17 protein-coding genes are annotated in these 13838 nt (G+C 41.0%); 12 read left to right on the forward strand and 5 right to left on the reverse strand.

Features of this window, described 5'->3' with window-relative positions:
* The first annotated feature begins 340 nt into the window (after positions 1-340).
* The 3 genes from B4G94_RS00115 to B4G94_RS00125 are packed head-to-tail and all read left to right on the forward strand — an operon-like array spanning position 341 to position 2342.
* A complete protein-coding gene (locus tag B4G94_RS00115) occupies positions 341-667 on the forward strand; it encodes a hypothetical protein (RefSeq protein ID WP_286856410.1) in 327 nt (108 codons plus the stop codon).
* 14 nt (positions 668-681) lie between these two features.
* The gene (locus tag B4G94_RS00120) at positions 682-1500 is read left to right on the forward strand and encodes a hypothetical protein (RefSeq protein WP_286856411.1); all 819 of its coding nucleotides are present in this window, start codon (positions 682-684) and stop codon (positions 1498-1500) included.
* A 14-nt stretch (positions 1501-1514) separates the two neighbouring features.
* Positions 1515-2342 carry a hypothetical protein gene (locus B4G94_RS00125; RefSeq protein ID WP_286856413.1) on the forward strand — a complete coding sequence of 276 codons (828 nt, stop codon included), beginning with the start codon at positions 1515-1517 and terminating at the stop codon, positions 2340-2342.
* A 15-nt stretch (positions 2343-2357) separates the two neighbouring features.
* Here B4G94_RS00125 and B4G94_RS00130 read toward each other — a convergent pair whose 3' ends face one another.
* The 5 genes from B4G94_RS00130 to B4G94_RS00150 all read right to left on the reverse strand — a co-directional run bounded on the left by B4G94_RS00130 (position 2358) and on the right by B4G94_RS00150 (position 5217).
* Positions 2358-2978 (reverse strand): DNA alkylation repair protein, encoded by a 621-nt coding sequence (locus B4G94_RS00130; RefSeq protein WP_286856414.1) that lies wholly within the window; start codon positions 2976-2978, stop codon positions 2358-2360.
* Positions 2979-3296 carry a carboxymuconolactone decarboxylase family protein gene (locus B4G94_RS00135; RefSeq protein WP_286856416.1) on the reverse strand — a complete coding sequence of 106 codons (318 nt, stop codon included), beginning with the start codon at positions 3294-3296 and terminating at the stop codon, positions 2979-2981. It abuts the gene before it with no gap.
* 441 nt (positions 3297-3737) lie between these two features.
* A complete protein-coding gene (locus B4G94_RS00140) occupies positions 3738-4175 on the reverse strand; it encodes a RidA family protein (RefSeq protein WP_286856418.1) in 438 nt (145 codons plus the stop codon).
* Positions 4176-4451: 276 nt separating this feature from the next.
* Entirely contained in the window at positions 4452-4847 is a 396-nt protein-coding gene (locus tag B4G94_RS00145; RefSeq protein WP_286856746.1) for a (deoxy)nucleoside triphosphate pyrophosphohydrolase, read from the reverse strand.
* A 130-nt stretch (positions 4848-4977) separates the two neighbouring features.
* Complete coding sequence (locus B4G94_RS00150; protein ID WP_286856419.1) at positions 4978-5217, reverse strand: hypothetical protein; 240 nt, start codon at positions 5215-5217, stop codon at positions 4978-4980.
* A 205-nt stretch (positions 5218-5422) separates the two neighbouring features.
* On the opposite strand from B4G94_RS00150, the gene dinB reads away from it, so the two are divergent.
* The 9 genes from dinB (at position 5423) to B4G94_RS00195 (ending at position 13570) form a co-directional block, all read left to right on the forward strand.
* Positions 5423-6604: a DNA polymerase IV gene (gene dinB / locus B4G94_RS00155; RefSeq protein ID WP_286856420.1), complete on the forward strand. Its 1182-nt coding sequence runs from the start codon at positions 5423-5425 to the stop codon at positions 6602-6604.
* A complete protein-coding gene (locus B4G94_RS00160; protein ID WP_286856422.1) occupies positions 6585-8549 on the forward strand; it encodes a PHP domain-containing protein in 1965 nt (654 codons plus the stop codon). Before dinB ends, B4G94_RS00160 begins: the two co-directional genes overlap by 20 nt.
* 76 nt (positions 8550-8625) lie before the next feature.
* Complete coding sequence (locus tag B4G94_RS00165) at positions 8626-9459, forward strand: hypothetical protein (RefSeq protein WP_286856423.1); 834 nt, start codon at positions 8626-8628, stop codon at positions 9457-9459.
* Between the two features lie 19 nt (positions 9460-9478).
* Positions 9479-9952, forward strand: coding sequence for a hypothetical protein (locus B4G94_RS00170; protein WP_286856424.1), 474 nt, complete (start codon positions 9479-9481; stop codon positions 9950-9952).
* A 112-nt stretch (positions 9953-10064) separates the two neighbouring features.
* A complete protein-coding gene (locus tag B4G94_RS00175) occupies positions 10065-10862 on the forward strand; it encodes an SOS response-associated peptidase (RefSeq protein WP_286856425.1) in 798 nt (265 codons plus the stop codon).
* Positions 10863-10873: 11 nt separating this feature from the next.
* Complete coding sequence (locus B4G94_RS00180) at positions 10874-11260, forward strand: hypothetical protein (protein WP_286856427.1); 387 nt, start codon at positions 10874-10876, stop codon at positions 11258-11260.
* Positions 11261-11321: 61 nt separating this feature from the next.
* On the forward strand, positions 11322-12008 hold the full coding sequence (locus tag B4G94_RS00185; RefSeq protein ID WP_286856428.1) for a hypothetical protein: 687 nt from the start codon (positions 11322-11324) through the stop codon (positions 12006-12008).
* Positions 11983-12204: a hypothetical protein gene (locus tag B4G94_RS00190; protein WP_286856430.1), complete on the forward strand. Its 222-nt coding sequence runs from the start codon at positions 11983-11985 to the stop codon at positions 12202-12204. The genes B4G94_RS00185 and B4G94_RS00190 overlap by 26 nt, the downstream gene beginning before the upstream one ends.
* 172 nt (positions 12205-12376) lie before the next feature.
* Complete coding sequence (locus B4G94_RS00195; RefSeq protein ID WP_286856431.1) at positions 12377-13570, forward strand: phospholipase D-like domain-containing protein; 1194 nt, start codon at positions 12377-12379, stop codon at positions 13568-13570.
* Positions 13571-13838: the final 268 nt, after the last annotated feature.

Below are 13838 nucleotides of genomic sequence, written 5' to 3' on the forward strand. Positions count from 1 at the left end.
AAAGAGATTAAGAATTATTATTTGTGGCTATTTCTTTTGAAATATTGCTTTGATGTAAGAAAATTAAACGGATTTCGGGGGGCGTATGGTAAATAAAGTAATATATATACATAATAAAATTTCTGTGTCAATCTATTGCGATATGTTTAAAGATAAAATAATTCTGTTTTTTTGTTTTGTTTTTTTGTATATTTATTATAATTAAAGTATCTGTGCAATAATTTGCTTGATTAAGCGGTGTTGTAGCTCTATGTGAGATCGATCTTTTATTAATAGCTCCTTAAGAGGGTTATTTTTTTTCCGTAGCCAATTATATTAACGACTCCTACACCTTTTTAATATGGGATTTAATCCGAACTTAATTCAAACTATTGATGTTAAAATGCGTCCTTCAGATATTGACGCGTTAGGTAATGATCTGGAAAATAAATCAAAAACAAATAGGAAGTACGAATGCCTACGTAGCTGTAATATGGTGACCGATAAAAGTACGGGTGAACGGTTTATTGCACATTCCGCTATAGTGGATGGTACGAATAAATACATGCAAAAATCAGACTATAGCATGCATGGAATAGCCACTTTTGAGGGATTTACTGACGGACATCTTCCTAGCGATTCAAACCTTTATTCTTACGAAATAGCATATTATAAACGTAATTTTTAATAATTTAAAAAGATATGAAAAGGTTTATCATTATTGCATTTTATGTTATCCTTTTTCAATATTGTTTTGCTCAATCTATAACAGATATAGGTAGAATATATATAAACCAAAAGAATGGCGAATACAATACATTTCTAAAAAAAGACACACAGGTAGATAGTGTCATCGTTGTATACAAGGACCGTCTCCCTATTTCTTTGCGTTTTTATTATTTAGATAGTGTAAAACGCTCTATTGAAGATTTTTATTACCTAGATTTTCCGGGCGATCGTTACTTATTGAACTTAGCCTTCGGGAAATTTAATATTCCTGAATGTCCAAGAATAGCCTTAATACTACCACCATATAAAAAGGAAATCCTAAAACAAAGAAAAGTGGATACCCGTGCGACACTGTATCGTGACTCCGTTAAATATGAATCAATAATAACCGAAGCCGAAAACGATCCTTCCTTTAGAGAGCCTACTATGGTAACATTTTCAGCGAATTATTACCAAGGAAGTAAAAAATTACAACAGGACTTTAGCGCTTTTATGGAGACTTTGGGGAAAAGTAAAATACCTAAAAATGGAAGTGTATTTCTATTCCAGGGTCTTGTAAATGAGGATGGGAGCCTGAGCAATGTTAAAACGATTATTGGTGATAATAGTATCTATGAGAATCTGTTAAAAAAGTGGTTAGTCAATTTAGGAAAACCGTGGAAGTCTGCTACACAAGGTGGTAAGCACGTGAAAAGTAATATGGATATTTTTGTAGAGGTAAGGGGAGAAGATGTGGAAATTTCTGCATGTGGTTATCACAGACGTCCTAGATCATATAAGAAAATAAACTAAAACTCCGCTTATATATGAGATTGATTTGTTCTCTACTGCTTGTTTTTATTTGTTTTGTTTCAGTTTTAGCTCAAAATAAAGTTGATTTTAGAAACAAACATTTGAAGAAGGATATCGTTAATATATTTGAAAATTATCCTGATGTATATGGTTTGCAAATAAACTTTCGAAATGATATCGCCGAATCAATTTATATAATTGGGAAAAATAAAGACAATATATTGAAAGGATCAAAATATAAGACTTATTATTCCCTCAAATATTCTGGTGATCTGTTTTTTTTGAAAAAGAAATTTCCGCTTATAGACAAATTTGTGCGAAGCAATAGATTGGCCGATAATATTAAAGTCCATGAAAGGGAAAGGAATTTTGTTTTAGTTGTAGAACCATTGTCCACTTCGATCAAACCACTGTCGGATACGGAGCCGATTTATTGCGGTTTTCGACACTCATCGTTACTGGAATTTACAAAACTGTTAAATAACCATTTTAAAGACGGAATAATTCCGTCGGGGGATTCGATTTTAATTATTCAAGCCATTGTCAATAAAGACGGGACTCTAGGTAAAAAAATGCTTTTGCACGGAAATGAAGATGATAAATTATATAGCTATATATGCGATAACTATCAGGACTATAATCAAGAAAACAAAGCTAATCTAAATGAGAAAGGATTGTTTTTGCCATATCTCTCAGGAGGCCGCCCATTTACTAGTATTATTGAGATTTTTGTGCGCTTAAATCCGGATAAAACATTTACTGTTAATGGTAGTGGTCGAGAAAGGAAGTTGCGTATTAAAGGTTATGAAGGCGGTCCAAATGATCCTTTGCAAGTATTTTAATATTTTTACAGATCATTATAAAGTCTGACAAGCAATTTTGGAGTAAACAGAACTATAGGTGGATGCGATTTCCGGAATTGATAGATCCCAATTGCAGATTTCCGCTGTAACCAGATCGGGATACTTTTTCGCAATATCCCGTAAAGAATTCCCTGTAGATCTGCGAAGGTATTCACTGGGGCTACTTTTATTTACACTGATCAGTTCAATCGCTTTGGTTGGATTGTGCTTGAAATAGGGCCGCCCCGTCCAGATCCGTAATCCCTCGGTGACTGCACGACATACATTAGGGTGGCTGTGATTTATCCATTCTTGAATCACGGACAAAGAATTATCATAACCGTTATCCTTACAGTATTGATCAAAAGCTTTTGCGATTATTTCCTGGACCTGCCAGCTTTTATCCAATTGTGCCTGTGCTTTTAAAGTTTCAAGACAGGTGAGATCCTTAACAGCAAGATAGCCCAATATAAAAACCGATAGACAGCGGACCTGGTAAAATTTATTGTCCAATAACTGGAGCGCTATATTTTTGTCTTCTTGGGCAGTATGGCTGTCGATAATTTTGATAGCCTCTTGCTCGAACGGCTTAAAACCATGCTCGACCTTTATGATTCTTTCAATTACTTCCTCCATCTATAAAGAGTCATTGTCATAGATTTCCAAAGCCTGAATTAGTGAGGTATTGATTCCTTTAAGACCACATACTGTTAATGTAAGGAGGATCGTCTCCTTGACTTCGTCTCGTGAAGCCCCAAGTTTCTTAGCCATTGGTACATGAAACATAACTGCTGTAGCATCTCCCTGGGCAACTTTCATTCCGAGGTAAATGAGCTGTTTAGTTTTAGCATCCAGGGCAGTAGTACCCATAAGAGATTCTACGAGTCCATTGAAGCCAGCAAATACTTCTGGTGCTTCTTGTTTAAATGTTACGAAAGGATTTTGTTTTTCCATGATCGATGATATATTAATCTGTTTATGGTTAAGGATGTTAAAAGCTATAAAAATGAAACATGTCTGTGTTATATATTATTTTTGTTTGAGGCATATCTGTTTCCAAAAAATCATAGTTCATTATTGCCTTTCCAAAAATGTCCATTATTAGCAAATACTAAGCGCAAGATTTGTTGATTATTTACTGTATGCTCAATAACAGCAATTCTTGGGGTTTTAACTTCATTCGCAAACTTATTCTTTTTAAAGGGGCATCTATTATTGGTTATATGTCTGTACTTTTCTCAATTTAGTGATTCTTTTTCAGTTATTTAAATGCACCTTGTTAATATTGAAAATATGGACACATTTATTGCTCCAAATTGCTCCAGTCAGGGATGAAGTTAAATTTGCAGCAATTGAAGTAACTGGCGCCTGGGTGAATTCAGTGCAATCATTAATTTATTTGGGGAGATGCGCGGTTAGTTCAACTTCCAATTTAGCATCTGGCATATATAACTTTTCAATCTGCACCCATGTGGCAGCGGGAAAATCCTTGATGTAGAATTCTTTCCTGATGTAATTAAATTTTTTCATTTCTTCAATGTTAGTTGTATATAGATTCTCTTTAACTACATTTTCAAATGTAGCTCCAAAACTGGCCAAGGAAGCTTTTAAATCATTGTAAACTGCTTGAATTCCTTTAGGGGAAATCTCCGTTGTTACGGCGCCAGATATATAAAGAACGTTATCAACTTTTAAAACTTGACAATATCCTGCTGTTGTATCCTGTTGCATTTTGTTGTTATTCCAATGCCATTTTTCTTTTTTGATATTTTTTTCCTGTGAAAAAGTATTGCTAAAAATTAATAGAAATGGAAGTAAAATAAGGTATTTCATAATTTTTGGTGTTTATTTAAATAGAGATCTTCATTGCTTAGTTATTTTCCTAAATTAAGAAATTTAGGAATTGATTACATCTTTTCAGTGATCAACATTTTCGATAAAATGAACAATAGCTGTTTCAGATAACGCGCTTATCTTTATAGATAGAAAACCACGCGTTGGTTTCAAGGCTAGTAGAATCGACCAAGTAGCCAAATTGCTTCCCTCTGCCGGTTAGAGGGAAGCTCTTTTTGTTTTAGCGCTTTTATGTACGCAGATAGCTGCTATTATTTATTTAATTGATGTAGCGTATGCAATATTCTCCCTTACAATAGGCAGGTCAGCTTCTGCCCAGTCATAGTCAAGCAATTGATCTATCGCTACCCATATTGCCTGTGTATGCTCCAGCGCTTTTACTTCTCCAGACTGTAGGCTGCATACAAAAGGGTAGAGCTGCAGCGAAAAGTCAGCATAATGATGCTCTACCATCGTGAGCGATCTGCGTATGGTGATATCAATATTGATCTCCTCTCTGATCTCTCTGCGTAGGCAGCCTTCTTTAGATTCTCCGGTTTCGATCTTTCCTCCCGGAAATTCCCATTTCAACGGAGGTTTCATCGAAGCCGATCTTTGGCAGATCAATATTTTATTGGCGTGTTCTATTATCGCACAGGTTACTTGCAGTATAGTGGTTCAAAAGTAGTGAATTTTCATTGATGATATAGGTCGGTACTTACAACGGTGTTCAGTTATTTGGGGCTTTATTATAAAATTTTTATTATCGTGTCCGACCTGCTCGCTCTGTATGATAGGTTTTCTATTTTCCCCTCTTCTGCTTTACCAGTACGATCCAATCATCTTGCGCATTTTCGGTGCCTGCCAATAATAACGCATCGTCGATCGACAATAAATCATCTTCCCAAAGTGGCGTTATGCTGGATCGAGCGAGCAATTGTTCGAGATTTCCTTTCATGGGTCTATAGGCATGTTCACCGAATTTTCGCCATAAATAAGTAAATCCTTCACGCTTCAAATAGCTAAGTATCTTTTCGTTCATAGGTCCCGTTTTGTAATAAACAGAACACCCGACATCTTGTTTAAGCCGACATCGTACTATAAATTATATCACTGACAATGAATGTGATAAAAATTAAATCAATCTAGCGTCTTGATTGTTTGCTAATAATATTAGTAATTTTGAATACAGCAACTACCAAAAATCAAAAGGCGCAATACAGGGCTTTTGATATAATTGAAAAAACATGGAGAGGAGTATAGTACATTGTGATCTCGATACATTTTTTGTATCAGTCGAGCGCTTGCAGAACAGCAAGCTCATCGGAGTGCCCGTGCTCATCGGAGGAAGTAGTGACCGTGGGGTAGTTGCATCTTGTTCCTATGAAGTCCGTAAGTTTGGCGTGCATTCCGCCATGCCCATGCGGCTGGCGCTGCGCATGTGTCCCGAGGCCGTCGTGGTGCGGGGCGATCACGATATGTACAGTCACTATTCCGGTATCGTCACGCAAATCATCGAGGAGGAAACGCCCATCGTTGAAAAAGCCAGTATCGATGAACATTATCTCGATGTCTCCGGTATGGACCGCTTTTTTGGCTGCTGGAAATGGACGCAGGAGCTCCGCCAGCGTATTATCCGGGAGACCGGGCTGCCCATTAGCTTTGGCCTGTCGGTCAACAAGACCGTTTCCAAGATTGCCACGGGTACGGCCAAACCCTGTGGCGAAAAGCAGGTACAGAATGGGACCGAAAAAGGCTTCCTGGCTCCGCTATCCATCCGCAAGATTCCTATGGTCGGCGAGAAATCCTTCACTTTACTCCGGAATATGGGCATTTCCAAGATCGGAACCTTACAACAGATGGAGCTAGTGACTATGCAAAGAGTCCTCGGGGAGAATGGAGTCAACATCTGGCGCAAAGCCAATGGGCTGGATGATTCACTCGTGCTGCCTTTTCGCGAACAGAAGTCCATGTCCAAGGAAAGCACCTTTCAGCAGGATACCATCGATATGGATATCCTCCGCCGGACCCTGATCAGCATGGTCGATACACTGGCTTTTGATCTGCGCAAAGATCAGAAGCTAACGAGCTGTGTCACGCTCAAGATCCGTTATAGCAATTTCGATACACATACCCAACAACTGCAGATCGGTTATACCAATTCGGACCGAAAGCTTACGGACGTGGTACTTTCGCTTTTCAAGAAACTCTACAGCCGCAGGATGCTGATCCGGCTTATCGGGATCAAGTTTTCGGGCCTCATATATGGATCCTATCAGACCGACCTCTTTGACGATAGCGCCGAGGAGGTCAGCCTCATGCAGGCTATGGACAAGATCCGAAAACGCTATGGCGCCGAATTTCTGATGAAGGCCATCTGTGCACCGCCGCCAGAGAAAGGAGGGGAGCATGCTCTTAAATCTACATAGTTACTATAGCCTGCGCTTTGGTACCCTCAGCCTGCAGGATCTCGTCTCGGGTATGCTGGCAGGGGGCTATGACACCGCTGTGCTTACCGATATTAATAACAGTTCGGGATCGCTGGATTTTATTAAACTGGGCCGCACTGCCGGACTCAACCTACTCGCGGGAATGGAGTTTCGCAACGGCGATCAGCTTTGTTTTGTCACCATCGCCAAGAACGAACAGGGTTTTCGCGAGATCAACGAATACCGCACCAAGCTCAACATGGAAAATCGCCCTACACCGGAGCGATCACCAGACTTTGAGCAGGTGTTTGTAATCTATCCCTTTAGCAAACTCAATGCCTTTCCACTAAGGGACTATGAATACATCGGCATCCGGCCCAGCGAACGTACCCGCGCGCAGCTGATGGACCGCAAGGTGCTCGATCGCTGTGTGATACTCGCACCAGTCAGTTTCCGAAAGGCCGACTATACCTTACATCGCCAACTAAGGGCCATTGACAACAATCTGCTGATTTCGCAGCTCGGCAATGAGCAGCTCGCTGCCGACGACGAAGTATTTATCCCCCGGGTCAAGCTCATGCGCTTATTTTCCGACTTGCCCCAATTGCTGGCCAACACAAACCGTATACTGGGACAATGTTCTTTCAGCTTTGATTTTACCAGTGTCAAGAATAAAGCAACCTTTACCGGCAATCGCTACAACGATAAGCAGCTCCTGCACAAGTACTGCATGGATGGCTTTACCAGGCGCTATGGCCGTCATGACCGGGTTGCGACAGAACGCATCCAGCGGGAGCTCGAGATTATCGAAAATCTGCGGTTCTCGAGTTATTTCCTGATTACCGACGATATCTGCCGCTACGCACGTGGACGCAATTTTCATTATGTAGGCCGTGGATCGGGAGCCAACTCTGCCGTGGCTTATTGCTTAGGGATTACCGATGTTGACCCCATTGCCCTCAAGCTTCCCTTTGAGCGTTTTCTCAATCCCAAGCGGAAGAGTCCGCCCGATTTTGATGTTGATTTTAGCTGGAATGAACGCGACGAGATGTACGACTATATCTTCAACCGTTATCAGACAGGACATACCGCCTTGATGGGCGCCATGAGTACCTTTCGCTCGCGGAGTATCCTACGTGAATTGGGTAAAGTATATGGCTTGCCCAAGGCCGAGATCGACCGCCTGGTGCATGAGCCCGAGCATATGCTCAACAAGAATGAAGTGACCAATACCATTCTGAGTGTGTACAACCGCATGGCCGATTTCCCGAACCAGCGCACCATCCACGCCAGTGGCGTACTGATTTCCGAGGAACCGCTTACCTGTTATTCAGCAATGGACAATCCGCCAAAAGGATTGCCTACTATGCAATTTGATATGTATGTGGCCGAAGATATAGGCTTCGAGAAGTTTGATATCCTTTCGCAGCGAGGTATCGGCCATATCAAAGATTGCCGTACCATTGTGCGGGAAAACTTGGGCGTGGTCATTGATACCGACAATCCCAAGCGATTTTTTCAGGATGTCAATATTGCCACGCAGCTCAAATCGGCCAATACCATCGGCTGCTTCTATATCGAGAGTCCGGCGATGCGGCAGCTGCTCACCAAGCTGCGCTGCGATGATTACCTGACTTTAGTGGCCGCTTCATCGATTATTCGGCCCGGTGTGGCCAGTTCGGGTATGATGGGCGAATACATCCGTCGGCATCACGATCCCACGACGGTCGTCTATCCACACCCCGTGTTTAAGGAACAGCTCGAAGAGACCTACGGCGTGATGGTGTATCAGGAAGATGTGATGAAGATCGCTAATGCCTATGGTGGACTCGATATGGCCGATGCTGATGTGCTACGGCGTATGATGTCTGGCAAATATCGCAGCAAAGACCANNAGCCGCGAGATCTGGCGGCAGATGGAAAGCTTTGCCGGTTATTCCTTTAACAAGGCCCACTCAGCATCCTTTGCCGTAGAGAGTTATCAGAGTCTTTTTCTCAAGACCTATTATCCACTAGAGTTTATGGTTGCGGTGCTCAACAATTATGGGGGCTTCTACAACCGTAAAGTTTATGTCAATGAAGCGCGTATTTCAGGGGGCAATATCTGCCTGCCTTGTGTCAATCAATCGGTCTTTAATACCTCCATACAAGGCAAAGATATTTACCTGGGTTTTGACTGCCTGCTTAATTTGGAAGGTAAACTGGCGCATCGTATTATTGAGGAGCGCGAAGCCAATGGCAGGTACAGTAGTCTGGAAAACTTTGTCAAAAGGACGCAGGCCGGTATTGAGCAGGTCGTTATCTTGATCCGTGTCGGTGCCTTGCGCTTTACGGGAACAGGGAAGAAGCAATTACTCTGGGAAGCCCATCTGATGATGAGCAAGCATAAGCCTGTGGCGGTCGGTATGGCCCTGTTTGAGACCGAGAGCCGCAAGCCGATTCTTCCCCCTTTGGAAGAAGATATCTTAGAGGACTATTACGACGAGATGGAGCTGATTGGCTTTTGCGTGACGGGGACGCTTTTCGACCTCACCAAAAGCGATTACCGGGGCGATATGCCTGCTAGCGAACTTCATCTTCATGAAGGAAAAATAGTCCGTGTCGTAGGGGACTTTGTCTGCGAGAAATTTGTGAAGACCAAGCGTGGTGACCTGATGAAATTTGGCACTTTCCTCGATGCCGAGGGGCGTTTTTTTGATACGGTGCATTTTCCGCAAACGTTGGTAAAATACCCACTCCGTGGTGCGGGAATCTATCTGGTTGAAGGCAAAGTCGTTTTAGAATATGGTTGCCCTTCCATTGAGGTGATCCGCTGTGCTAAGATGCCTTTAAAGCCCGATCCAAGGAGTGAATAATAAATCCTATCTTAGCCTTATGCTGTACAATCCCTTTGAACAAGTCACCAAAAGTTCATTTCGCGAGCTCGTCGAGTCCGGCTATGCCGACTTTGTGTTGCAGCGTTTTGAGTGGCCCGATGTCAAGGAGAAGGCAGGCTTTCTACTCACGCCTTATGATGACAAGGAAAGCGCCGATCAGCATGCCCATCACCTGGGGGTAAAGGAGGGAAGAGCCCTGCAGCTGCCGCAAGATGCAGATAAGATCGAAAGCCTGCTAGCAACAGGATCAGGCTATCGTATTTTTCTTAACCGTATCAAGGAAGAGAACTGGGATAAGCGCATGCTTAAGCTCTATGAGAAAAATATTGTCAATTACCTACGTACCAAAACCAGGTTTCAGCGTAAAAATCCCATCGATATCCTATTCTCCTTAGAATATGGTCGAGTAGTAGCGACCATTACCGATGGACAGGCCCAAAAGAAAGTATTTGCTATAGACATCCTTCGGTAGGCCCGATCTAGTCCAAACTGAAAAGCACAATTTTCTTGTCGTAGGGCAATCATTATTTACAGCACAAATTGCGTATATTCGTGTCAAAGCCAAAACAAGAAAGGATACCATTATGTGTTGGGATATTAGCCTCCATACCGATATTGAGATTATCAAAAAGACCTTTCCGCAATTGCGGGATGAGCGTCGTCAATTGGATTACAATTATGACTACCTGGAGAATGTTCAGGCCATTACCTTTCCCAAGTATCCGATCCTGTATAAGGACAAGGACTCAAGCCAGCTGGCCTTGACCGAGATGGAGTGGGGTGTATTGCCCACTTATATAGACGATCCCAAGCTGCAGGCCGATCGCAGGCGCAATATGATCAATGTACGTAGCGAGCGCATCCTGGAAGATAAAAAATCCTATTGGTACCGCTTGCGCAAGCAGCGCTGCCTTATCCCGGTGAGTGGTACCTTTGAGCATCGTGCGGTGAAAGGCTGGAAAAAGAAAGTCCCTTATTTTATTGGCGCGGAGGGCAGGGAGCTGTTCTATCTACCAGGCTTGTATCAGTGGCATGAGACGGTAGATGAAGATGGTGTAGTCGAACGCGCAGGATCTTTTGGAATGCTTACTCGGGCAGCCAATGAAGTGATGGCCAATATTCATAACGATGGGCCGAATAAACACCGTATGCCCTTATTCTTGCCGGAGGATCTCGAGCGTCAATGGATCGAGGATATTCAGGAGGACGATATGCCACCGATTTTCCTATTTGAAATGCCCGATGAAAAGCTGAAGCATTACCCCGTTTATACTTTGAGAGGGTATCCACACCGCCCAGATGGTAAGCATCGTTATGAGCAATTTGACTGGGAAGGATTGCCACCATTAGGAAGTGATACCGTGCAGACTTCGTTGTTTTAACGCCGCAGCCTATGGCAAGTTTAACAAAATATGTCTCAAATGATCGTCCAAAGTTCGCGGTCTATATCGAAGATGACGATAGGGTCTGCTACGCATATTTATGGAAAGAGAAAAAAATAGTTGGAGATATATGGTTGTATAATAGCGCTCCGACTCCAAGCGAACCTGAATGGAATAACAAGGAAAATCTACCATTTTTAAATCCTGCTGAATTTGTCAAGGAGAATCTTAAACCATTTAGCGCAAGTTCGTCTGTCGAAGTAACCTGGGATTTTGGGGAAGAAGTAGTGGCTAAGATATTTCTAGCATCCAGATTGATAGCAAAACTTAATGATGGATCTCGCCCGGGTTGGTCCAGTTTGGTTACTAAAGATGGGCCATTGGCGCTGAAGATGTAACGTTTTACGAAACTAAATTGGAGGCCGATAGAAAAATATACAAACACATAGACAGATATTGATGAAATACTTTTTAAGTCTTATCCTTTTGGTAGCAACGACTTTTACTAAAGCCCAAATAAAGCTTGATCAGAAAGACCTCAATAATTTAATAGCTATTGCTGAACTCTATTCCTATAATACAGATGCAAGAGGAGCTAAATTTGCCAAATCAATTGACTCATTACGGACACCTAAGCTGAATCATATTGTTGATGCTTTAATTGCGGTTGGCAAAGGTGACCATACAATTTTAGAAACGCACTTTCTTGCAAGACCAAATGATGAAGAGTTGGTATTATGGTATGTTATCCGCGAAATCCATTACAATAGGACAAACGAAAAAGTCAAGGCAAGACCAGTTGTAGCTGTAGCAAATGAAGTACTTTCCAAGCAGATTGATAGTCGATGGTTGCTTGATAACTACTACTATCGTATCCATGGAGGTATAACTTCATTGTTTAACGAAGCTGATTTGAGCAAGTACAATTTCAATATGGACAGTTTAGGATTTAAGGACGAAACTGAAAAGGCAATCTTCTTTTTAAATATGATGGACGCTTTGGTTGGATCACGATTCAAAGTGCTTCGGATGATGAAGAACAACAAAAAGATACTTGAGTTTTGCGACAAGCTTCCAAAGTTTAATGGCAAGGAATACTTCTACTTTAAAAACTTTGATTATGCAGATTTTGATTGGATACGATAAAACAGTAGGATACAATAAATGGCACATTGGAGGATTTTACAGTACATTGATTGCACAGTTTAGTGCATCTGCTGAATTACAGAACAAGAAAAGGATGCAAGAAATTTATTTCAATTCTATTTTGCACGAGCCAAAATATTTTAAATTCACGGAATCAAAAGATGAGTTACAATCATTCTATGACAAATCCAAATAAATAACTGTCCTGACAGGGAGAAGCGGACGAAAGACCTTAATGAATCCGAAGAATAAAACGCAGCTATGCAAGATCAATAAACATGAGCTTAAATTGAAGAAAACCTCCTTGGAGAAGTAATAAGCCTTGCATAACTATAGTATGTTTAGAGCGTGCCATTTAATAATATATTATGATCCAACTAATTTCGAATATTTTGGATAAAAATCACTTTGATCTCATTAACAAATTGATGTCAGAATCTGACGAGGCTTTCATAATGATAGCCTTCCTAAAGTCGTCTGGTCTGAGACTTATCGAACCTAAGCTCAAACAACTTTCTAATGTGCAAATACTTGCAGGAGCGAATTTTGGATTGACCGAGCCAGCAGCATTAAAACAAATTCTAAAATTATCAACTGAGCGCGGGAATATTTCTGGATATATCAATAAATTAAGCTCTAAGGAAATCTTTCATCCTAAAATGTATCTCTTCCGTTCCGGAAGTTGCGGACATATAATTGTTGGTTCGGCAAACCTGACTGGAGGTGGTCTCGAAGGCAATAATGAATGTTCTCTGTATACAGAGTGTAAGGTGAGTGATAATGTATGGAAAGATTCCAAGGAGTATTTTGATCGCTGCATTCATTTGGACAATGCCGACCCCCTAAATGATCGGATCATAGGCTTATATTCTGGCTATTATAATAAACAACGGAGCGCCAACAAAAGTATTGACGAGTTTCCTGATATCAGCGATAGCTTAATATATGATTTTGAGAAGCTGAAATTCCTATACAATAGTTTTGATCAGAACGAGATAAGGAAAGGGATTAAGGAGAAAAAACGTCACTACGCTGAAGCCCTTGTTGTTTTGAATGAGATTGAGTCTGTACACCATTCGGACATTAAATTTAAACAGTTGTTGGAAGACCTCGTGGGAAGACCTGGACAACATGGATTATGGTACTCTAACGGCATGTTCCGGCACAAAACAAAAATTTTTAAGCAGCAAAAAGGATTTCGAGAATTAATAAACTTTATTAAAACTAATCTTGATAAGACTCCAGCATTCGTTTATCAAGGAGCAAGGGAAAGGATAAATTCACTCCAAGGAGTTGGACCTAATTTTGTTGGCGAAATCATGATGACTTATGCACCGAACAAATTTGCTAATATCAACCGTAATCCTATTACTGTTTTGATTGAGGAAGGCTGTGTCGGGCTGAAAGACCATTCTCAAAAATTCAACGGATCAGATTATGAGGAATACAATAATATCGTAATGGATATCGTTGAGAAATTGGATTTAAAAAGTATGCTCGCTGCAGACTATTTTTTTAATAACATATATCAGAATTTAAAAGCAAAAGGTAAATTAAGGTAAAAATTGCTAAATATCGAGACTTATGAAAATTCGCATTCAAAGTTAAATCGACAAAAAATTATTTCCTCTGCTGAGAGTCTCAGGTATTTTGGCCTCTTAGATTTTCTAATAGTATATAACAAAAGCAGTATCTCAAAATACTGCTTTTGTTATATAATGTAATACTGCTTTAAAAACATGAGATCCCAGACTTTTCGGTATCTCCCAGATACCGCTTACATACGCCTTGTTTTCCTCGGATCGCCACGACGACAGCCATACTTTTGCT

The sequence above is a fragment of the Sphingobacterium sp. UBA7625 genome, from assembly GCF_002484085.1.
Lineage (GTDB): Bacteria > Bacteroidota > Bacteroidia > Sphingobacteriales > Sphingobacteriaceae > Sphingobacterium > Sphingobacterium athyrii.

Coding starts and splice junctions, on each gene's coding strand:
- B4G94_RS00115 (WP_286856410.1), top strand. CDS start 341: ATGGGATTTAATCCGAACTTAATTCAAACTATTGATGTTAAAATGCGT.
- B4G94_RS00120 (WP_286856411.1), top strand. CDS start 682: ATGAAAAGGTTTATCATTATTGCATTTTATGTTATCCTTTTTCAATAT.
- B4G94_RS00125 (WP_286856413.1), top strand. CDS start 1,515: ATGAGATTGATTTGTTCTCTACTGCTTGTTTTTATTTGTTTTGTTTCA.
- B4G94_RS00130 (WP_286856414.1), bottom strand. CDS start 2,978: ATGGAGGAAGTAATTGAAAGAATCATAAAGGTCGAGCATGGTTTTAAG.
- B4G94_RS00135 (WP_286856416.1), bottom strand. CDS start 3,296: ATGGAAAAACAAAATCCTTTCGTAACATTTAAACAAGAAGCACCAGAA.
- B4G94_RS00140 (WP_286856418.1), bottom strand. CDS start 4,175: ATGAAATACCTTATTTTACTTCCATTTCTATTAATTTTTAGCAATACT.
- B4G94_RS00150 (WP_286856419.1), bottom strand. CDS start 5,217: ATGAACGAAAAGATACTTAGCTATTTGAAGCGTGAAGGATTTACTTAT.
- dinB (WP_286856420.1), top strand. CDS start 5,423: ATGGAGAGGAGTATAGTACATTGTGATCTCGATACATTTTTTGTATCA.
- B4G94_RS00165 (WP_286856423.1), top strand. CDS start 8,626: ATGGTTGCGGTGCTCAACAATTATGGGGGCTTCTACAACCGTAAAGTT.
- B4G94_RS00170 (WP_286856424.1), top strand. CDS start 9,479: ATGCTGTACAATCCCTTTGAACAAGTCACCAAAAGTTCATTTCGCGAG.
- B4G94_RS00175 (WP_286856425.1), top strand. CDS start 10,065: ATGTGTTGGGATATTAGCCTCCATACCGATATTGAGATTATCAAAAAG.
- B4G94_RS00180 (WP_286856427.1), top strand. CDS start 10,874: ATGGCAAGTTTAACAAAATATGTCTCAAATGATCGTCCAAAGTTCGCG.
- B4G94_RS00185 (WP_286856428.1), top strand. CDS start 11,322: ATGAAATACTTTTTAAGTCTTATCCTTTTGGTAGCAACGACTTTTACT.
- B4G94_RS00190 (WP_286856430.1), top strand. CDS start 11,983: ATGCAGATTTTGATTGGATACGATAAAACAGTAGGATACAATAAATGG.
- B4G94_RS00195 (WP_286856431.1), top strand. CDS start 12,377: ATGATCCAACTAATTTCGAATATTTTGGATAAAAATCACTTTGATCTC.